Annotated in this window: 14 protein-coding genes and 1 tRNA gene; 5 read left to right on the forward strand and 10 right to left on the reverse strand. The window is 34.0% G+C overall.

The features are described from left to right. The 6 genes from QBK95_RS17345 to rseP all read right to left on the reverse strand — a co-directional run bounded on the left by QBK95_RS17345 (window position 1) and on the right by rseP (window position 12,086). Window positions 1-1,713 (reverse strand): NCS1 family nucleobase:cation symporter-1, encoded by a 1,713-nt coding sequence (locus QBK95_RS17345; protein WP_280935818.1) that lies wholly within the window; start codon window positions 1,711-1,713, stop codon window positions 1-3. 4 nt (window positions 1,714-1,717) lie between these two features. After that, window positions 1,718-3,052, reverse strand: a complete 1,335-nt coding sequence (locus QBK95_RS17350) for an aminotransferase class III-fold pyridoxal phosphate-dependent enzyme (protein WP_280935819.1) — start codon at window positions 3,050-3,052, stop codon at window positions 1,718-1,720. A gap of 51 nt (window positions 3,053-3,103) precedes the next feature. Further along, window positions 3,104-4,570 (reverse strand): CoA-acylating methylmalonate-semialdehyde dehydrogenase, encoded by a 1,467-nt coding sequence (locus tag QBK95_RS17355; RefSeq protein ID WP_280935820.1) that lies wholly within the window; start codon window positions 4,568-4,570, stop codon window positions 3,104-3,106. Between the two features lie 358 nt (window positions 4,571-4,928). Next, window positions 4,929-10,262, reverse strand: a complete 5,334-nt coding sequence (locus QBK95_RS17360; protein ID WP_280935821.1) for an ELWxxDGT repeat protein — start codon at window positions 10,260-10,262, stop codon at window positions 4,929-4,931. Window positions 10,263-10,603: 341 nt separating this feature from the next. Then, window positions 10,604-10,677 (reverse strand) — tRNA-Asn (locus QBK95_RS17365). Between the two features lie 92 nt (window positions 10,678-10,769). Beyond that, the gene (gene rseP / locus QBK95_RS17370; protein ID WP_280935822.1) at window positions 10,770-12,086 is read right to left on the reverse strand and encodes an RIP metalloprotease RseP; all 1,317 of its coding nucleotides are present in this window, start codon (window positions 12,084-12,086) and stop codon (window positions 10,770-10,772) included. Window positions 12,087-12,334: 248 nt separating this feature from the next. Here rseP and QBK95_RS17375 point away from each other — a divergent pair, with 248 nt between their 5' ends. Beyond that, window positions 12,335-13,012 (forward strand): SCO family protein, encoded by a 678-nt coding sequence (locus QBK95_RS17375; protein WP_280935823.1) that lies wholly within the window; start codon window positions 12,335-12,337, stop codon window positions 13,010-13,012. A gap of 36 nt (window positions 13,013-13,048) precedes the next feature. On the opposite strand, the gene QBK95_RS17380 is transcribed toward QBK95_RS17375, so the two are convergent. Further along, the gene (locus QBK95_RS17380; protein ID WP_280935824.1) at window positions 13,049-14,704 is read right to left on the reverse strand and encodes a hypothetical protein; all 1,656 of its coding nucleotides are present in this window, start codon (window positions 14,702-14,704) and stop codon (window positions 13,049-13,051) included. Between the two features lie 328 nt (window positions 14,705-15,032). On the opposite strand from QBK95_RS17380, the gene QBK95_RS17385 reads away from it, so the two are divergent. Genes QBK95_RS17385 through QBK95_RS22985 form a run of 3 tightly spaced genes read left to right on the forward strand, consistent with a single transcriptional unit; the run spans window position 15,033 to window position 17,563 of the window. Continuing rightward, entirely contained in the window at window positions 15,033-15,260 is a 228-nt protein-coding gene (locus QBK95_RS17385; RefSeq protein ID WP_280935825.1) for a FeoA family protein, read from the forward strand. Window positions 15,261-15,274: 14 nt separating this feature from the next. Further along, on the forward strand, window positions 15,275-17,371 hold the full coding sequence (gene feoB / locus QBK95_RS17390) for a ferrous iron transport protein B (protein WP_280935826.1): 2,097 nt from the start codon (window positions 15,275-15,277) through the stop codon (window positions 17,369-17,371). Window positions 17,372-17,410: 39 nt separating this feature from the next. Continuing rightward, complete coding sequence (locus QBK95_RS22985) at window positions 17,411-17,563, forward strand: FeoB-associated Cys-rich membrane protein (protein WP_508093695.1); 153 nt, start codon at window positions 17,411-17,413, stop codon at window positions 17,561-17,563. A gap of 73 nt (window positions 17,564-17,636) precedes the next feature. Here the strand turns inward: QBK95_RS22985 and QBK95_RS17395 are convergent, their stop codons facing one another. Genes QBK95_RS17395 through QBK95_RS17405 form a run of 3 tightly spaced genes read right to left on the reverse strand, consistent with a single transcriptional unit; the run spans window position 17,637 to window position 19,550 of the window. Next, the gene (locus QBK95_RS17395) at window positions 17,637-18,560 is read right to left on the reverse strand and encodes a DMT family transporter (protein ID WP_280935827.1); all 924 of its coding nucleotides are present in this window, start codon (window positions 18,558-18,560) and stop codon (window positions 17,637-17,639) included. Window positions 18,561-18,606: 46 nt separating this feature from the next. Continuing rightward, a complete protein-coding gene (locus QBK95_RS17400; protein WP_280935828.1) occupies window positions 18,607-19,020 on the reverse strand; it encodes a hypothetical protein in 414 nt (137 codons plus the stop codon). 11 nt (window positions 19,021-19,031) lie between these two features. Then, window positions 19,032-19,550: a GNAT family N-acetyltransferase gene (locus tag QBK95_RS17405; protein ID WP_280935829.1), complete on the reverse strand. Its 519-nt coding sequence runs from the start codon at window positions 19,548-19,550 to the stop codon at window positions 19,032-19,034. 117 nt (window positions 19,551-19,667) lie between these two features. Here QBK95_RS17405 and crtD point away from each other — a divergent pair, with 117 nt between their 5' ends. Continuing rightward, window positions 19,668-21,149, forward strand: a complete 1,482-nt coding sequence (crtD, locus tag QBK95_RS17410) for a 1-hydroxycarotenoid 3,4-desaturase CrtD (protein ID WP_280935830.1) — start codon at window positions 19,668-19,670, stop codon at window positions 21,147-21,149. Window positions 21,150-21,152: the final 3 nt, after the last annotated feature.

Below are 21,152 nucleotides of genomic sequence, written 5' to 3' on the forward strand. Positions count from 1 at the left end.
TTAATTATGTTTTTGTTTCATTAGAAAATAGTACAATACGAATGAGATGATAAATCCAGTAAACCATGATAATGAATACAAGAACTCTAGTTGTGGTACCCAATATCCAATTAAGGCTAAAAACACACCAATAAAAAGAGCGATCATTGCAGCTTTATTGAAACCAGCTTTTCCATAAGAATATATTCCTTGTTCTTTATATAATTCTGCTAATTCTAGTTTCTTTTTTCTTATCAAATAATAATCGGCAATCAATATTCCTAAAACAGGGCCCAATAATCCGCTAACAAAAATTAAAAATCCAGAAATTTCATTAAGCAACCACCAAGGAGCTATTAAGATTCCGATGATTCCTGTAATAATACCTCCCATTCTAAAGCTAATCTTTTTAGGCCATAGATTCGAAAAAGCGTTGGAAGGTGCGATAACATTGGCTGCAATATTGGTACTTAATGTTGCGATAAGCATAAAAACTTGTGCAATAACAACCACTGTTGGACTCTTAAATTTTGAAATTAGTGAAACTGGATCCCATGGCGCATCATCCGCAATTAAAATATCTTTGAAATTGATAATTGCAGCACAGGTTACAAAGATCCCTACAAATGAGTATAACATCATCGTGGCGGGAAGACCTACAAACTGACCAACTACCTGATCCTTTTGAGTAGATGCAAAACGCGTTATATCGGCTATACTTATGGACATTGTTGCCCAAAAACCAACCATAGCAGTTAGCCACAACAAATAACTCCAGAGTTTACTTTCTGCTTGATTCGAATTTGATAACATAACCTTAGCAGAAACTATGCTCGACAATACAGGAGTACTATCTTCTATATTTCTAAATTGAAGTTGGATCTTTTCTTTACCAGATATAATGTTTTCGGTACTTTCTATTGCTGTGATTGGGATAGGTTGTTCAGTAAAAATAGTCCAATTGTTTTTCTCATCAGAAATGATCTTATACTCGTCAACTTTTAGGTTTCCTTCTTTATCTTTTAAAGATTTTAACGTAAGAAATAGTGTATTATCCTTTTCGGTAATGGTCGCTGCCGTATATTCTAGTTGTTGGCTTTGTTTTAATACAATAGATGCTCCACCAGCTTCAGTATAGCTCCAATAAATAAGAGCTAACCCTATAAGAACTAAAATAGGTGCTGAATAGGTTTCTAGCCATTTGATACTTTCTGTTCCTTTCCAAATAAAGTAGATGTTGATGAGCCAAAATATACCAAAACCAACAAACTTTCCTACTGATAGCCCTAGTTCAGCTTGAGTACCCATAATTGCATGAAAAATAGCATAGATAGCCAATCCACCGATCCAGGTTTGTACTCCAAACCATCCACAAGCGATAATACCTCTTGCTACCGAAGCTAAATGAACACCTTTGATACCAAAAGCTGCACGGCCAATTACAGGAAAAGGAATACCGTATTTTACTCCTGCATGACCATTTAGAACCATTGGGATGGTAATAATCAAATTTGCTAATCCTATAATAATCAGCGCTTCATACCAATTTAAACCTGTTTTGATCATATACGATGCTAACAAGTAGGTAGGAATACAAACTGCCATGCCTACCCAAATTGCTGCTAAATGCCATTTACTCCAGGTTCTGTTTTTGGATAAAACAGGAGCCAAATCTTCACTGTATAATGGTGATTGAGAAACATCTTCACGTAATTCTACTATATCCTTACTCATATACCTAATTACAATATTGATCAGCAATGGCAATTGCTTGTGAAACAATTTCTAATCCTTCATCAACTTCTTCTTTGCTTACATTTAAAGGTGGTGCAATAAAAATCCAATTCCACCGAACAAATGTAAACATGCCTAACTCTCTAATTTTTGCCGCCATATTATGAGTTACTTCCATTTGATCTGGCGCAGCATTCCAAGGAGTTGTCGGTTCTTTGGTTTCACGATTTTTAACCAATTCAATACACCCTAATAATCCTGTATTTCTGAAATCTCCAATGGATGGATGTTTAGTTTTTAGTTTTTCGATTTGTGCTTCAATATAGACTCCCATTTTGGCTGCTTTATTAACTAAGTCTTCTTCTTCAATGATTTTAATATTTGCGAATGCGGCAGCGCAAGAAGTTGGATGAGCTGAGTATGTTAATCCTAGAATCATTGGATTGTCATTAAAATGATTCGCAATAGTATCAGTAACCGTCATAGCGCCAAGAGGCAGATAACCAGAAGTTAGTCCTTTGGCCATACACATGATATCAGGAGTAACATTATGATGATCAATACCAAACATTTTACCCGTTCTACCAAAACCACTCATCGTTTCATCGTCTATTAATAGAATATTGTAGGTATCACACAGTTCTCGTACCTTTTTTAAATACATTGGAGGGTATTTAATACACCCAGAAGAACCAGATTCTCCTTCAAAAAGAATTGCTGCGATGCCGTCGGGATTTTCGAATTTAATTACTCGTTCTAAATGAGCTAATGCTCGTTCTCCACATTCTTCAATCGAAGTAGAATTCCAAGGACACCGATATGCATATGGATTTTCTACATGAACAACATTTGGCATGGCTTGACTATCTACTGCAAATTTTCTAGGATCGCCTCCTGCAGAAATAGCGCCATAGGTTGCTCCGTGATAGGCCCTATAATGGGTAATAATTTTATGCTTTCCTGTGTAAATTCTGGCAAGTTTAATTGCATTTTCTACTGCTTCGGCTCCACCTAATGTAAAGAATGTTTTGGTTAAATTTCCAGGCGTTATTTCCGCTAGTTTCTTTCCAAGTTTTCCACGAATATCAGTAGCCATTCCTGGATAAAGATAACTAACCTCTTTCATCTGTTTTGCCACAGCATCTGTGATGCGTTGATCTCCGTGACCAATATTTACATTCATTAATTGAGATGAAAAGTCAAGATATTTTTTTCCATCTCTATCATAAAAATATGATCCTTTGGCGTGTGAAGCATTGATAGGATTTAGATTTCCCTGTTTAGCCCATGAAAAAAGGGTGTAATCAAGGTTATTTTTCACAATTTGTTGGTTACTCATGCAGATAGTTTAATTTTAGTAGAAAAAGAATTTAGACACTTTTGAAGGAAGTTAGCTCATCCAATTTGTTCGAGCTTCTGGATTCCATTTAACTGTTGTTTTTTTGTTTTGTGTCCAAAACTCGATAGAACTTCGACCTGTAATATCACCAACACCAAATTTTGATTCATTCCATCCACCAAAAGAAAACGGCTCACGAGGAACAGGTACTCCAATATTGACTCCAATCATTCCAGCACTGGCACGTTCCATTACCTGTTTTGCAAGACCACCACTTTGTGTAAATACAGCAGCAGCGTTACCATAATTGGATCCGTTTTCGATCTCAATGGCTTCATCTAAATCTTTAGCTCTTATAATCGAAATTACTGGACCAAAAATTTCTTCTCGAGCTACAGACATGTCTGTAGTAACATGATCTATGATTGTAGGTCCTACATAATAACCTCCTTCTTTTCCTGTCACAGTAGAATTTCTGCCATCTACTAATATGGTGGCTCCATTAGATTCTGCTTCAGCGATATATCCTTCGATGCGTTTTTTAGCTTCTGCAGTAATTACAGATCCTAAATTTTCACCTGGAATGATACTTTTAGCCTCGATTACCATTTTATCAATAATGTGTTGTACTTTATCTACTCCTACCATTACTGATGCGGCCATACAACGCTGACCTGCACAACCAGTCATAGATGCAACTACATTAGATGCGGTCATTTCTGGATTGGCATCTGGAAAAACTAATAAGTGATTTTTGGCACCACCTAAAGCAACACATCTTTTTAAGTTAGAAGTGGCTCTTTTATAAACGATTTTAGCAACCTTTGTAGAACCAACAAAAGACACTGCTTCAATATCAGGATGATCACAGATGGACTCTACAACTTCTTTTCCGCCATTGATAATATTAAACACTCCATCAGGTAAACCAGCTTCTTTTAATAGTTCTGCCATTCGAACTGTACTTAGTGGTACTAATTCTGATGGTTTCATAATCATGGTATTACCAAGCACCAATGCATTGGGAACTGTCCAATGTGGAACCATATTAGGAAAGTTAAAGGGTGTTATAGATGCTACCACTCCTAATGGTTTACGCTCTATTCTACATTCAACACCTTTACTAACTTCTTGTACTTCATTTACAATGATTTGTGGTATAGATACAGCAAACTCACATAACTCCATACTTTTTTCTACTTCGGCTTTAGCTTCTCCGTAGGTTTTACCATTTTCTATCCTTACTAAATTGGTTAATTCGTCTATGTTTTTTTCTAACAGGGATCTGTATCTAAAAAAGATTTGCACTCGTTCTTTAAAGGTCATAGATGACCAAGCAGGGAATGCTTTTTTTGCAGCTTGTACTGCTTTGTCAACATCTTGACCTGTAGATAAAGGAAGTGTAGAGATCACGGTTCCATCAAGAGGACTTATAATATCCATTGAGTTTTGACCATTTCTATCAAACTGACCGTTTATATAATTTTTTACCTGTGGTTGTTTAGCGATTGTTTCCATTGGATAAGAAGATTTAATATCATTTATATCTTGAACATATAAGTGATAATGTGTGTTTTTAAGGTTTTAAAAGGCTATTAGACCGATAAGATAATGGATTTGAAAAACCCTTTATGACCTAAATTTAGCTTTTATTTCTATAATTATCATATAATTAGAGTTAAAATGAATGGCAGTTGAAGAAAGGAAAAGATTCAATTCTTTCAGTTTTTTGGTGAGTATGTAAAAATCCTTAACAATAAAAGATATCCTCTTCAAGGAATTTAAAAAGATGAATGATAGACTTTGTGTAAAGATTATAAAACAATAAAGACTGCCATTTTAGACAGTCTTTATAAGTATTGATTATAACCTATATTTAGTTTTTGATAAATCTCTTTATGATTGTTTTTGCCCTATAATCGAAAAGTACTATTTCTACCAAGTAAATTCCAGACGGGAGATTAACTACTGGTATAGTTTCTTCTTTTGAATAGTCAATTATTTGTTTTACTAACCTTCCGTTTGAGTTATAAATGGATAAGCGATTATTTGATGGGATTTCAGAAATTTGGATTTCATCTACTACAGGATTCGGATATAGTTTTATTAATGCTTCATCAATTTGACCAGGTAATACTGTTAAAACTCTAGCTACAGAATTTGCTGGAAGGTAGTTCTCATTACCAGGTTGATATGCTGAAATAACTACAAATCCTTCACCCATAATAGAGGCTTTATTTCCTGATATATTGACTATATTATTGTCAGAAGTACTGTATGTAATTGCTAGTCCTGAAGAAGCGATAGCATTTAGGTCAAATGCTGGATCTCCAAAATGTACATTGGTTAATTGATCAAAAGTAATGGATTGAGTTGCTTTGGTAATTTCAAACTCATTAATTACAAAAGTAATGTCGTAGTTAGAATTACTCAATGTTCCTTGATTAATAGAATAAAACCCTACATCTTCTCCAGAGACTCTTCCTAGATTTCCTGTGAGTACATCGCTTGCTACAAGGTTTCCAGTAGTAATAGCATAAGTGAATATTGGATCTATAGCACCGAATACTTTTGTTTGACCAGTTTCAGCAGCAATAGTAATAGCTTTTTGAAGTACTGTTAAAGTCTGACTAACTGTTACAGCAGCGTTATAATTTCCATTCCCTTCTTGTCTGGCAGTGATAGTGGTGGAGCCTGCTCCAACAATAGTTACCGTATTTCCTGATATGTTAATTACATTTGTATTAGAACTACTATAACTAATTTCTAATCCTGAGGTTGTACTAGCTCCTAAGTTGAAATCTGAATCTCCATAGGTAACATTTGTTAAAGGATTAAAAGTAATTGTCTGGGTTGCTTTGATAATTTCAAAACTATTAGATGCGAAGGTAATGTTGTAATAAGGATGATTTAATGTTCCCTGATTAATAGGGTAGGTCCCTGCATCTTCTCCTGTAGCTCTTTCAAGGTTACCTATAAATGTATCACCAGCTATTAAATATCCATTAGTGATTGAATAAGTAAGTATTGGGTCTGAAGTACCAATCAATTTGCTTTGGCCACTATCAGCAGTTATTGTAATAGCTTTTGGAGTTACGGTTAATGTTTGGGTAACATCAGGAGCAGTATTATAGTTTGTATTTCCAATTTGACTTGCCGTAATCGTTGTGCTTCCAACTCCTACAATAGTTACGGTGTTTCCCGAAATGGTTGCGACCGAGGTATCCGAAGTTGAGTAGTTAACAGTTAAACCAGAGTCAGTAGTTGCATTTAAGTTAAAATCTGGATCTCCGTAAATAACATCAGTCAAAGGATTGAATGTAATGATTTGATCCGCTTTAATGATTTCAAAATCATTAGTTACAAAATCGATATCATAGTTAGGATTACCTAAGGTTCCCTGATTGATAGGGTAAGTTCCTACATCTTCTCCAGCTGTTCTTGTTAAACTTCCTGTCAATACATCATTTGCTACTAGGTTTCCGTTGGTGATTGCGTAAGTGAATACTGGATCAATAGCTCCGAATACTTTGCTTTGACCAGCATCTGCAGTAACAGTGATCGGTCTTGGGTTTACCGTTATGGTTTGACTAACATCCAAAGCAGGAAGGTATTCTGTATTTCCAGCTTGACTTGCGGTAATAGTAGTAGTCCCTGCACCAATTAATGTAACTGTGTTACCCGAAATTGTTGCTACATTGGTATCAGAACTAACATAGGTAACTACTAAGCCAGAATCACTGGTAGCTGTTAAATCAAGGTTAGTATCACCATAGATAACATCTGCCAAAGAATTGAAAGTGATGGTTTGTGATAATCTAGAATACTCATAAGCTCCAATATCAATCGTATTGGTCATATCCAGATCACCATCGATGATGCGTTCATTTCCTCCTAATCCTTTGGTTTCTGTATTCGTTGAATTATTTCCTTTATCTACTAAAGGCGAATTTCTTAGTAAGGTATACTCTTTATTTGCTACATCTTTAAAGGATACATCCGTAATCGATGTTCCGTCTATATTTCCTGTTCCTGTTGGATTTTCGCCTTTAAGATAACTGTAGTTAGCTGTCAAGCTTCCTGTTCCTGTAGTATTGAAGTTTAAGGTATGTGTACCTTCTAAAATACTATTCGTTAATGTTATGGTTGCGTCTTTAGTTCCTAAAATCCCGTTACCAGAAACAGCCGTATTATTTACCAAGGTAGTATTGATGAGGTTTGCTGTATCTGCTTCCACAAAAATAGGGCTAGTTTGTTGTGCTTCATTTTCGTAAAACAAACAATTGATGAATTTAGTATTATTTCCTGAAGTATGGTATACAGCAGCACCTTCCTGTCCAAAATTATTTCTAAAAATACAATTTACGATACTGCTATTATTGGCATTTTTTAGATAGATACCTCCTCCTCGAGTATCTGCTAAATTATCTATGAAGTTATCAAATTCTGCATTCGCTTCTTCAATAATAAATCCATCAATGTGTACGTTATTTGTGTTTTGCAAACTTAATAAGGTCAGCGTGTTTCCTGAAATTTGTTCAGGAATACCAATATCTCCATTCAAAATAGTAATATTTGCTACCCAATCTCTTTGTGCAATATTGGTTTCGGTACCATCAAAACCTCCGTAGATTTTAACATTGCTGGGAATAGAAAATGTATTGAATCTATTTTTTCCAGGTTTGTAGGTTCCTTGCTGTACCCAAATTTCTTGAATATTAGGGCATTGTTGTGCTAGTTTCAATGCATGTTGTAAAGATGTTGCTTCTGTCCAGGAACCTCCGTTATTCGTTTCTGTTCCTGTTGAGCTTACATAAAGAACGGTTGAGGTAAGCGTACTACAATCAAAAGGTTCAAATGCCCAAACTTCTTCTTGATAAATACCATCATCAGCATTAAAGAATAATTTACCATTAGAAATAACCATGTCGTCCAAAGAAGAACCACCTGAACCAGGTCTCATATCAGCCACTAAGTAAGTACCTTCTGGAGTTCCATTACTTGTCCATAGTTCGCTCCCAAATACCCCATCACTGGCTCTAAAATATAAACGATTTTGGAATGCGACTAATTCTCTAACAGAAGAACCATTATTACCTTCTCTAATATCTACTGCTAATTTTGTCCCTACTTCAGTTCCGTCACTTTCCCATAATTCTGATCCATGAATACCATCATTAGCTTTGAAATATAGTTTGTTTTGATACACAGCCATCCATTGTGGACTAGATCCTAAGCTTCCTGGATACATATCCTTTACCAATTTGGTTCCAGCAGTGGATCCATCAGTTTCCCATAATTCTTCGCCATGAATAGCATCCCAAGCATTAAAATATAGCTTGTTGTTGTAAACTTTGAAATATCTTGGAGAAGAACCATAGGTTCCTGTAACTATATCATTTAGTAATCGAGTACCTGCTTCGGTACCATCACTTTCCCATAACTCTGTCCCATGAACACCATCATTAGCTCCAAAATATAGTTTATTGTTAAACACTACCAATTCAGTAATAAAGCTATGACCCGTTCCAGGATTTATGTCTGTAAAACGTTGAGTACCTGCAGCTGTTCCGTCACTTACCCACAATTCTGAACCATAGGCAGGATCTTCTGCTCTAAAATATAGTTTATTGTTCAATACTACAGCTTTGTCCGTGTAAGAGTCCCCATTTCCTGGATTGATATCTTTTACCAATTTTGTTCCTGCAGCGGTACCATCGGTTTCCCATAATTCATTTCCATGAATTCCATCGTCTCCTTCGTAATATAATTTACCATTTATTACTCCAAGCATATTGTCGGCTCCACTACCGCTACCAGGATTATTATCCATTACCATTACGGTTCCATCTTCGGTACCATCACTTTTCCATAATTCAGTACCATGAATACCGTCTCTTGCTCTAAAATAAACCTCGTTGTTATAATCGATAAAGTATCTGGCGTTGGATGCTGTAGAACTCTCTCCTATTTTTAACAATTGATTTGTTCCTGTTTCGGTACCATCGCTTACCCATAATTGAGACCCTCCAAATGCATCTTTAGCAGAGAAAAAAAGTTGATTGTTAAATACTAAAAAGTTTTGAGGATTACCATCATTAGTTCCCGAATAAATATCTTTTACTAATTGTGTCCCTGTTTCAGTACCATCGCTTTCCCATAATTCAACTCCGGTTGAAGGGTTATAGGCATTAAAGAAAAGCTTATTCTGAAAAATGATATAGTCTTCTGGGTTTGAACCTGAGTTCCCTGGATTAATATCAGCTACCAGTTTTGTTCCAGAAGAAGTTCCATCACTTTCAAACAATTCTCGTCCTGAAGAACCATTATTTGCTGTAAAATATAACTTGCTGTTGAACACAATAAAACCAAAAGGGTAGGAGTCTCCACCAGGAAAAATATCTACAGCCAATTTTGTTCCTGCTTCAGTTCCATCACTTTCCCATAGCTCTGTTTGTATACCATCAAAAGCTCTAAAATATAGTTTGTTATTAAAAACAGTAATATCTAAAGGATATCCTGAACCATATATGTTGGGATTGATATTTTTAACCAATTGTGTTCCTGTTTCGGTACCATCGGTTACCCATAATTCTGTTCCATTTTCACTACTATCATTGGCAGAGAAGTATAGCTTACCATTATACACCGTTAAATACCTGGGATATGAACTATTGAATTGGTTCCCTACATAAATATCTTTTACCATTTTGGTACCTGTCTCTGTACCATCGCTTTCCCATAATTCGGTACCGTGTACACCATCGTCTGCAGTAAAATATAATTTGTTATTAAAAACAGTAATATTTGCAATTCTACCACTGTTTGGACCAGGATTCAAATCAATAATACGTTTTGTTCCTAGAGGAGTTCCATCAGTTACCCATAATTCCTGACCATAAACAGCATCCCTTGCTCTGAAGTATAATTTATCTTCGAATATTGTTAACTCTGTTGGCGAACTACCTGGAGCTCCTGATTCTATATCTACAAATAAATGTGTTCCTTCGGGAGTTCCATCACTTACCCAAAGTTCGTCTCCATGCGGATCATCTTCAGCTGAGAAAAATAAATACCCTTGGAATTCTACTAAGTTATCGACATTGGCACCAAAACTTGAGCCAGTATTAATATCTTTTACCAAGTATGCTTGCTGGGCATTTATTTGTATACACAAGGTAAAAAAGAGTAGCGTAAAAATTGATCTCATATAAAGGGGCTTTTAAAGATTTTTATAGTTGTATTGTACTCAATACAGCTGAATTTGAAAACACCCTATTTTTTTGTTGAAAAAAAATAAAAAGAAGAATCTAGAAAATGCACTTTGTATGTTTAATTGCGCTAATCCTTGGGAATGGGTATTATTAGCAACACTTCATTTTAGAAGATTGTAACATCACTTTATAGTTATAAATGTAAAAAAGTTCAACATTACAGTTGGACTTTTACTTTCCTCTTTTGGCTTACTTCAACTATGCTCAGGCTAAATTTCTCACCCAAAAGAGTTAAAACAAAAAAGCCTTAACTTAGTAAAGTTAAGGCTTTGTTTTGCTCCCCCTCTTGGACTCGAACCAAGGACCCTCTGATTAACAGTCAGATGCTCTAACCAACTGAGCTAAGGAGGAAAATGCTTTTGCAAATATAGAGTGTTTTTCTCTTTTGCGAGTGCAAATATATACTAATTTTTGATACTCAAAAAGATTTTTTTAATTTTTTATCACTTTCCGAAAATTGCGCGGTAAATATCATTACCATTGGCAAATAATAATAAAGCAATTAGGATTACAAAACCAACCAATTGTGCATATTCCATAAACTTATCATTTGGTTTTTTTCCTGCAATGATTTCATATAATAAAAACATTACATGACCACCATCTAACGCTGGAATTGGTAGAATATTCATAAATGCTAATATAATTGAGATAAATGCTGTGGTAGCCCAAAATGCTGGCCAGCTCCATACAGGAGGAAATAAGTTACCAATAGCTGCAAAACCACCAATTTGCGTAGCACCTTTTTTGGTAAAGACATATTTGAACTGAGCTATATAGTCATGCAATTTCCAATAGCCATAATCAAAACCTTTACTGATACTTTGACCAAAAGAATATTGATCAGAATTAATTTTATAATATACAGGTCTTACACCAATAGTTCCTTCATCATCTGTTTTAACAGAAATACTCTCTTCAACCCCATTTCTTAAGTAGTTGATTTTAATCTCTTTTTCCTCATTAGGTTTTACTGCCTTTTGGAATTCATGCCACCATTCAATCTTTTCGTCATTAACCGATAAAATATGGTCTCCTTTTCTAAGTCCAGCTGCATAAGCAGGCCTATCAACCAAAACAGTATCTAATACAGGTGCTAATCGTATACCAAAAGGCTCCATAACACCTTCTTCGAACATTTTTCCTCCTATATCTTCAGGAACATCTATAGTTTTTGTGCTTCCATCAGCAGATAATACTGTAATGTTTTGTACGTCTCTTAAGAAAAGATACATGTTGATATCCGTAGCATCCTTAAAATCTTCTCCGTTTAATTGCATAATTCTATCGCCATCCTTAAATCCGAGCTCTTCAAAAATTTCTGCAACCTCGTATCCATTAGGAATATCTTCTGCACTTACATACGAAGTACCCCAAGTAAATATAATTGCCATATAAATTAGAAATCCAAGAACAATATTTACCGTTACACCACCTAACATAATAATTAAACGTTGCCAAGCTGGTTTAGATCTAAACTCCCATGGTTGCGGAGGACCAGCCATTTGCTCTTTATCCATACTTTCATCAATCATTCCAGCTATTTTTACATAGCCTCCTAAAGGTAACCAACCTATTCCATAAACTGTTTCGCCTATTTTTTTCTTAAACAATGAATATTTTACATCAAAAAACAGGTAAAATTTCTCCACTCTTGTTTTAAACAATTTAGCAGGGATAAAGTGTCCTAATTCATGAAGAACGATTAGGATTGATAAACTTAATAATAGTTGTAACGCTTTTACAATAATGGGACTCATAGGTCTTATTTCATCTATTTATATTACTATCTTTTTTAAATGTAAGATTGAATTTGCCAAGAATCATATCGATCATTATCAATTACTTTGTATGGCTCATTTCAAAATTAAATCACGCAAAAGTAACCTTTTAGACCAGTTTATGAAAGAAATCAAGGAGGGAGATGTTGGTTTTAGTAATTTTTTAGGGAAAACAGTAATTATATCCATGATAATCCTTGTAATTTTGCAGCTCTAAAAATATGTGTATGCTTCGTTTTTTTGCCAAGTACAAATTTTTTGCAATAGTATTATTTATATTATCCTGTATTATTATTTCCGTTATATATACTATTCTAAAACCAAAACGGGTTCTCAGTGTTTATGAACCAGATATGGTGAATTTGGAATTGGTAGACAGTACGATTCAGCACGTGCGCAAGTATCATAAAATAGCTGATTTTAGTTTAATGAACCAGAATGGGGAAGAGGTAACTCAAAACAACTATGAAAATAAAATTTATGTTGCCGATTTTTTCTTTACTACTTGCCAAACGATATGTCCAATAATGACAGGCAATATGAAAACGATTCAGGAGAAATTAAAAAATGATCAAGAGGTTTTGTTACTATCACATACTGTTATTCCTGAAACCGATAGTGTACCTAAATTAAAGAAATATGCTATAGAAAAAGGAGTAGATGATACTAAGTGGAATTTAGTAACAGGAAACAAAAAACATATCTATGACCTTGCTAGAAAGTCATACTTAGTGGCTAAATCTGATGGCGATGGAGGACCGTATGATATGATTCATACAGAGAATTTTGTCTTAGTAGATACAAAGAAACGTATTCGTGGATTCTATGATGGAACCAAAGAAGAAGAAATTGATCGCCTACTAGAAGATATTGAAGTGTTAAAAGAAGAAATACTGCCACATTAATGTTATTTTAATACAGCAGTATTTTCTTTTTATTATTTAATCCTGTAAAGGACAATCTGCGGGATTTTCTTCGCATACTGAGTCAATCCAGTTTTCAAAGCCTTCGTAAAAGGTTTCGTTGAAGAATTCTATAAGTTCGTTAAAATCTACATCTTCAAACAATTCATCTGCACCAAGTGGCTCCTGAGGATGAATATTGTAGTTTAAGAACTCAATTTCACTTCCAGCAAGCAATTCGATAACTAACTTTAATGGTTCGTTCATTACAGGATCAGTTTGTGTAAACGGATACGGGAAAGACCAGTTTTCGTTTGCCTCATCGCAAGCTCCTATAGGTCCAGTAAATTCCACACCTCCTAAATAATAATTATCTCCAAATAATTCCTGAATAGAATCATCAGGGCCATTCTCTGGGACATAATTGTATGGGAATGTATCTACAACCTGTCCTCCTTGATCTAACCATATAAACCTATCTGCTTTTAGGATTCTCATACCGCAGAAATTGTTTGGGAAGATAATTTCTCCATCATATTGCGGTAATTCAGGGAGATAACTTACAGGAATAGTAATTTTCGGATTTTCATCAATAATTGTTGTAAAATCTACAATGATATTGTGCCCTCCAGAGAGTTCTATATGACTTGGTAATTGAGGGAAATCTTCTGGATTGGGAGTACCATCTCCATTTCCTCCGCCACCTCCATCATTTCCGTCATCAATGACAACATCTTCGCGATCCATCATAAAATCAAATTGATCTTTACCCATTGCGTTTTTCACACGTAGTCGAAAAGATGTGTTTGTTTTTGTATTCCACGAATAGGTATACACCTTAGTAGTATTTGCAGGAACTTCAAAACCTTCTGGATACAATCCATTAGGGTTTTTCATGGATTTCCATTTTCCATTAGAGTAATATTCAAAGTATAATTCTGGTCCGACATAGGCATTACAAGGAGGGCTTTGGCAGAAACCACCTGTAATGTTAGAAGCTATATGATCATTACTTCTGTTCTGAACAGCTTTACTACAGATTTTACCTTTCCATTTGCTGATCTTGTTCATCACAGCATGGAGCTTATATCTGGGCCCTTTATTACAGTAGGAAGCTGGTACACTAGCACAATCATTAACAAAACCATTATAATTATTAGGGGTTTTGTCTAATGCTACAAATTCGGGAGTTCCTAAAAACCCATAGGCTATAGAACTAGTAAAATCACTGTTTTTACAAGCTACAATACGAGTAGGATTGCCTTCATTTGTTATAGGTAAATCTAGTGCAACTCCTCTTGCCCAGCCTTGTTCTTGTAATTCGCTGCTTTTAGAAGCAATATCTTCTTTTTTTAATTTTAGAAAAGATGGGATTTGAGTTCCTGATTCTGAAAGTGCCCAGAATATTTCTTGTTCTGATAATTCTCTTCCTGCTAGCTCTGTAATATTATTTAGAACCGAGCATTCTTGGCAATCACTTTCTTCGAGTAAAAAAGTTCCCTTTAAGTCTCCATCATTGATACGATGAAAACGTATTATATTTCCATTGGTTAAAACAATTTTTGCTTCATCGTCCGAAACTTCAGATATTTCTTCTTTAGTATCTGAATCCGTTATTATAGAATCTGTTTTCTCACATGATACTATAAATAATAAGAGAATAATGGTTAAAAGTTTATATTTTAAATTAAACATGATTGTAAGGTTTTATGAGTTATTACGTACTCTGTTGTAAGGCTTTTCAGTTTCCGCCTTTTCTAAATTTAGATGAGACGAAATTATATGTTGACGTATTGATGAGTATCCCAAAACTTTGAAATTCAAAGATTCTGGACCGATTTTGGGGCGTTTACCCTATTCTGAACAGGGCTATAAACTGTAAAATTTACCAGATATGATGTTTTAACTAGAAGATTAATAGTTGTTTTTTAACTATTTATTATTAGTTTTTCGATAGGATATCTTTCTCAGTAAATATTTTTCCATTACTTTTGCCTTGTTTAAAATTAATCTAAATAAGCACTTGAAAATAACTATTGCAAATCTCAAAAGAGGCCAGCGCGGATTGATTAAAGAAATTACTTCAGATGCGATTCCTCTTAAGTTATTAGAAATGGGTTGTTTACCAGGTAATGAAGTACAGTTGTTACAAACGGCACCGTTTCAATGCCCGATGTACCTTACTATCAATGGTAGCCATCTTGCCATTCGTAAAGAAATTGCTTCACAAATTGAGATTGAAATTATTTAACAAGATTATCTTTTATGTCGAAGCAGATTAAAGTTTCACTTATCGGAAACCCAAATACAGGTAAAACATCTGTTTTTAATTTGCTAACAGGATTAAATCAACAAGTTGGCAACTATCCAGGAATTACTGTAGAAAAGAAAGAAGGAGTATGTAAATTACCACGTGGTGTAAAAGCACATATACTGGATTTACCAGGAACCTATAGTCTTAATGCATCTTCATTAGATGAAAATGTAGTTATAGAAATCCTGCTCAATAAAAAAGATAAAGATTTTCCTGATGTTGCGGTTGTAGTAAGTGATGTCGAAAATCTTAAAAGAAATTTGCTGCTTTTTACCCAAATTAAGGATTTGGAGATTCCTACGATTTTGGTTATTAATATGGCTGATCGTATGGATAGTAAAGGGATATCGCTCGATATTCCTTTACTAGAAGAAGAATTAAATACTAAAATAGCCTTGGTAAGTGCCAGAAAGAATCAAGGTCTCGATACACTTAAAGAACTCATACTTTCTTATAAGACATTACCAACAAAACGATGTGTTGATGCATTGACTTTTGCTCCAGAATATTTTGATAAACTTAAGCAAGTATTTCCTAATCAATCATTGTATAAGCTTTGGTTAGTAATTACACAGGATGTAAATTTTAGAACGGTTGACAAAAAGAAACCTTCTATAGCTCCAGATTTTGAGATTAAATCTGAAAGTGAACTGAAACGATTTCAACAAAAGGAAGCGATTAAACGATATCAATTCATTAACGAAGTTCTTAAAAAAGGATTATTAGTTGATGAAAAGGCAGCAACAGGAATGAGAGCCAGATTGGATCGAGTACTAACCCACAAATTCTGGGGATATTTTATTTTCTTTGCCATATTGCTACTTATTTTTCAAGCAATTTATGATTGGTCGTCATATCCAATGGATTTAATAGATGAAGGTTTTGCTTGGTTAAGTGAGGCTGCCAAATCTACATTACCGTCTGGGCCATTTGTAGACTTAATAACAGAAGGTATTATACCTGGATTAGGAGGGATCGTAATTTTTATCCCTCAAATAGCATTTTTATTTCTTTTTATTTCTATTCTGGAAGAAAGCGGATATATGAGCCGTGTTGTATTTCTAATGGATAGAGTAATGCGACGATTTGGACTAAGTGGAAAAAGTGTAGTGCCCTTGGTTTCTGGAACAGCTTGCGCAATTCCTGCCGTGATGGCGACCCGAAATATTGAAAACTGGAAAGAACGCCTTATAACCATATTGGTGGTTCCGTTTACAACCTGTTCTGCAAGATTGCCAGTATATTTAATCATTATTGCTTTGGTTATACCTGATGAAAAAGTAGGTTGGATATTTAGTTATCAAAGCCTTACTCTAATGCTATTGTATTTTATAGGTTTTGGTGCAGCAGTTGGATCTGCTTGGTTGCTTAATAAGATGTTAAAGATAAAAAGCAAAAACTATTTTGTAATCGAAATGCCTGGTTATAAAGTCCCTTTACTGAAAAATGTTGCGATCAATGTAATTGAAAAAACCAAAGCATTTGTTTTTGGAGCTGGAAAAATAATTTTAGCGATTTCGATAGTTTTATGGGTTTTGGCAAGTTTTGGTCCTAATGAAAATTTTACCAATGCAGAAGAGATCGTTACAGAAAAATATATAGATCTTTCGCAAGATGAATTAGATCAAAAGATAGCTTCTTATAAGTTAGAATATTCTTTTATTGGATATGCTGGCAAGGCTATTGAACCTGTGGTGGCACCGCTAGGTTATGATTGGAAAATAGGGATCGGAATTATAAGTTCATTTGCAGCAAGAGAAGTTTTTGTAGGAACCTTAGCAACCATATATAGTGTAGGAAGTGATGAAGAAGAGACCATTAAAAATAGAATGGCTGCAGAGATAAACCCTGTTACTGGAGCACCATTGTTTAATTTGGCTAGCGGAATTTCTTTATTACTGTTTTATGCTTTTGCTATGCAATGCATGAGTACGTTAGCTATCGTAAAAAGAGAAACAAATAGCTGGAAATGGCCTATGGCCCAACTTGTATTTATGAGTGTTCTGGCATATAGTGTAGCACTGGTTGCTTATCAAGTTTTAAAATAAAAAGAATAAGTTTTTGTATTTTTATACGACAAAATTGACATGAATATCCTTATCCAAAACATATTAGTACTTTTAGTTTTTGCAATTGCAATTGGATTTTTGGTTAAAAAATTCTTTTGGAAACCTCAGGTGTCAACTTCGAATAAAAAATCATCAGACTCGTGTGGTAAAGGTGGCTGTGGTTGTCATTAATACGGGCATAACAACGATATTCAGGTTATTAGAGTAGTAGTTTAGTTTGATTATAGATGTAATAAAAAACAACTTACGTACTTCTTCTCTTCTTTAATACACCATTGGTGCTAATCAAATATACGCCAGTAAAAATCAAGACGCAGCATAGTAATTTTGCAATTGTAATATCTCCTTGATATTGACTATTGACAATAAAATAAGTAATTCCTGCAACCAATAACATAGCAACAGCAGGTTGTACGTAGATGTAACTACTAGATACAGTAGGTTTTACATATTGTAAGGCAAACATATTCAATAAATACGCAAGAAAGGTTGGACCAAGAATTACATAAAATAATGATATCCAGTTAGAGGTTTCATACGATCCAAAATCAGTTGCTAGTAATTGACCAATACAAAAAGGGAACATAAATACAAACCCAAATAAAAAAGTCCAAACAATAACGGTAATTGGTTGATATTTTGTCATCATAGGCTTTACAATTACTAAATAGAAAGCAAAGGCTAATGCATTAATCCCAATAAAAATATTTCCTTTTAATGAACTTGTTCCTAATCCCGAATTACCTAAATAAATTAATAAAACAGCGCCACTTCCACCAATGGTTATTCCTAATATCCGTTGCAATGTTAAAGGTTCTTTTAGTATAAAATAACTGATAATTATAGTAAATATGGGCATTGCAGTTACTATAATTGCGGCATCAACAGGAGAGGTTAAACTCAATCCGTTCATAGAAAAGAATTGATTCGTAGCTACACCTAATAATCCACAAAGGATTAATCTGGGAATGTCTTTTTTTTCTACTTGTTCTCGGATAAAAAATTTAAGAATAAGAAATAACAATCCAGCACCACTGATTCTAAGAAAAACCAAAGCAGAAGCACCGATTTTATCAGGCATTAATCCTTTAGCAATAAGATAGTTTGCACCGTAGATAATATTAACACTTAATAAGGAAATATGGGCTTTGGCGTTATTAGAAATCATCCAGCAAAGAAACTAAATAAACAAAGATTCATTGTTTAAGTAACATTTATTTAACGAGTAATTCCAGATAATAATCAGAAGGGTCAATTTTTTGACTACTAGAAGGGTATGGACTTAGATGGTATCCATAAATACTTTGTGTACCAGATTTAAATAAAATTTTCGAATTAGTAGGAGTAATTGCTTTTGCACCCATAACAATTTCTTTTTCTTCTAATAATATATTGTTTTCATATAAGCCAATCAATACTTTCGCTTGTCCAGCCCAAACACAAGTCACATCAGACGGACAACGAGAATCTTCCACAACTTGTATGAATTTTATACTTTTTGATTCAAAATCAAGAGAGTTACCAGCCTTAAGTTTAGTAATTATTGTAGGAGTTTCTACTTTAGTAGAATCTTGAGCCTGGATATATATTGGCGCTATAATCAATATAACATAGATAAGGTTTTTCATTGTTTTTTATGTTAGGTAAGATTTTTATTTAGAATATAATATCGATGTTCATCTAATATTCGGTCGTTCTTAATCAATGCTTTTTGAGATATTCCTTCTTTCTTGTAACCATTTTTTTCAAGGGTTTTCATGGATGCTATATTGTGTTCAAAAACTCCTGCATATATTCTAATCAAATTTAACTTATCGAATCCATAAGCGGTTATTAGTTCCACAGCTTTTGTTGCAATTCCTTTTCCCCAATATGGTTCGCCTATCCAATATCCTATTTCTGCGGATTTTCTATAAACATCTTGTTGAATGATAAGACTAATCACACCACAAAGGTTATTTTTAAATTCTATTCCAAAACTTTGTTTTGGATGTTGTGCTTTGGTAATATCAATAAAAGAAGCTGCATCATTCTCATCGTAAGGATAAGGAATATAATCTCTTAAATTATTCCAGATGTTTTCATTGTTAGCAAGCCTGGCTAATTGAGGGATATCTAATGATGTTAGCGTTCTGATTTTGATTTCCTGATCTTTCAATCTATTATAATAAGAAAATGGTTATTTGTTTAAAATTAAAGATAGATAAAAAAATGCTTCAAATAATGTATTTATAAGTGAGCTTATCATATTTCATTCTATATTTACAGTAATCGTATGCAAAATAAAAAGGCAGTAATTATTGGATCTGGAATTGCAGGACTGGCTACAGCAATCCGTTTACGAAATCAACAGTTTGATGTTCAGGTGTATGAAACTAATAGCTCTCCTGGAGGAAAAGTAACAGAGTTTCATACTAAAGGATATCGATTTGATTGTGGACCTTCACTATTTACAATGCCTCAATTTATAGAGGAGTTGTTCTATCTCTCTGATAAGAATATTTTGGATTATTTTGAATATGAAAAGAAGGAAGTGATTTGTAATTATTTTTATGAAGATGGAACAAAGTTCACTGCGTTTTCTGATGTAGAAAAATTTGCAAATGAAGCCGTCAAGGTGTTTGAAGTAAGTCAAGCTAAGATTCTTCGATATTTTGAGAATAGTAGATTGAAATATGAGGCAACGTCATCTTTGTTTTTAGAAAAATCATTACATAAACTATCTACCTATCTATCGTTTGATACTATAAAAGCTATTGCCAAGATTCATAAATTAGGAATACACGGCAGTTTACATAGTCTTAATTCTACACAATTTAAGGATGTTAGATTAGTTCAGTTTTTTGATCGATTTGCTACATATAATGGTTCTTCACCATATCTCACACCTGGAATTATGTCAATGATTCTTCATTTAGAACAATATTATGGGACCTTTTTACCTAAAGGAGGAATGTATAGCATCACTAAAAGTTTATATCAATTGGCTATAGATATAGGGGTTAAGTTTCATTTTGATACCAAGGTAGATCGAATTATTGTGAAACATAAAGAAGCTGTAGGTATTGTTGCAAAAGGAAATAGTGTAATTTCTGATCTGATTATATCCAATATGGATGTAGTTCCAACTTATAGAAAATTATTATTGGATCAGAAAGCACCCGAAAAAATATTACAACAGCCTAGGTCTAGTTCAGCATTGATATTTTATTGGGGAATTAAAAAGAAATTTCCAGAACTGGATCTGCATAATATCTTCTTTTCCAAGAATTATGAAGAAGAGTTTGACTATATTTTTGAAAAAAAATCAATAACTAGTGATCCTACTGTATATATAAACATCACTTCAAAAAATGAGCGAAATGATGCTCCCAATGATTGTGAAAACTGGTTCGTAATGATTAATGTCCCAGGTAATGAAGGACAAGAATGGGATGAGATGATTCATCAAGCTAGAAAAAATATCCTCAAAAAGCTATCTGGATTATTAAAATCTAATATTGAGGATTTAATCGAAACTGAAGAAATATTGGATCCAAGAAGTATCGAAAGTAATACGCAATCACACCAAGGATCATTATATGGAGCTAGTAGCAATAATAAGTATGCAGCTTTTTTAAGGCATCCTAATTTTTCTAAAAACATTAAAAACCTTTATTTCTGTGGCGGTAGTGTGCATCCTGGTGGTGGAATTCCGTTATGTTTGTTATCTGGGAAAATTGTTTCAGAATTGATAAAAAAAGATTTTAAATCTTAAAAT

This window comes from Aquimarina mycalae (genome assembly GCF_029906345.1).
In the GTDB taxonomy this organism is placed as follows: domain Bacteria; phylum Bacteroidota; class Bacteroidia; order Flavobacteriales; family Flavobacteriaceae; genus Aquimarina.

Coding starts and splice junctions, on each gene's coding strand:
- QBK95_RS17400 (WP_280935828.1), bottom strand. CDS start 19,020: ATGAAAAACCTTATCTATGTTATATTGATTATAGCGCCAATATATATC.
- QBK95_RS17375 (WP_280935823.1), top strand. CDS start 12,335: ATGCTTCGTTTTTTTGCCAAGTACAAATTTTTTGCAATAGTATTATTT.
- rseP (WP_280935822.1), bottom strand. CDS start 12,086: ATGAGTCCCATTATTGTAAAAGCGTTACAACTATTATTAAGTTTATCA.
- QBK95_RS17350 (WP_280935819.1), bottom strand. CDS start 3,052: ATGAGTAACCAACAAATTGTGAAAAATAACCTTGATTACACCCTTTTT.
- QBK95_RS17345 (WP_280935818.1), bottom strand. CDS start 1,713: ATGAGTAAGGATATAGTAGAATTACGTGAAGATGTTTCTCAATCACCA.
- QBK95_RS17360 (WP_280935821.1), bottom strand. CDS start 10,262: ATGAGATCAATTTTTACGCTACTCTTTTTTACCTTGTGTATACAAATA.
- QBK95_RS17355 (WP_280935820.1), bottom strand. CDS start 4,570: ATGGAAACAATCGCTAAACAACCACAGGTAAAAAATTATATAAACGGT.
- QBK95_RS17395 (WP_280935827.1), bottom strand. CDS start 18,560: ATGATTTCTAATAACGCCAAAGCCCATATTTCCTTATTAAGTGTTAAT.
- feoB (WP_280935826.1), top strand. CDS start 15,275: ATGTCGAAGCAGATTAAAGTTTCACTTATCGGAAACCCAAATACAGGT.
- crtD (WP_280935830.1), top strand. CDS start 19,668: ATGCAAAATAAAAAGGCAGTAATTATTGGATCTGGAATTGCAGGACTG.
- QBK95_RS17380 (WP_280935824.1), bottom strand. CDS start 14,704: ATGTTTAATTTAAAATATAAACTTTTAACCATTATTCTCTTATTATTT.
- QBK95_RS22985 (WP_508093695.1), top strand. CDS start 17,411: ATGAATATCCTTATCCAAAACATATTAGTACTTTTAGTTTTTGCAATT.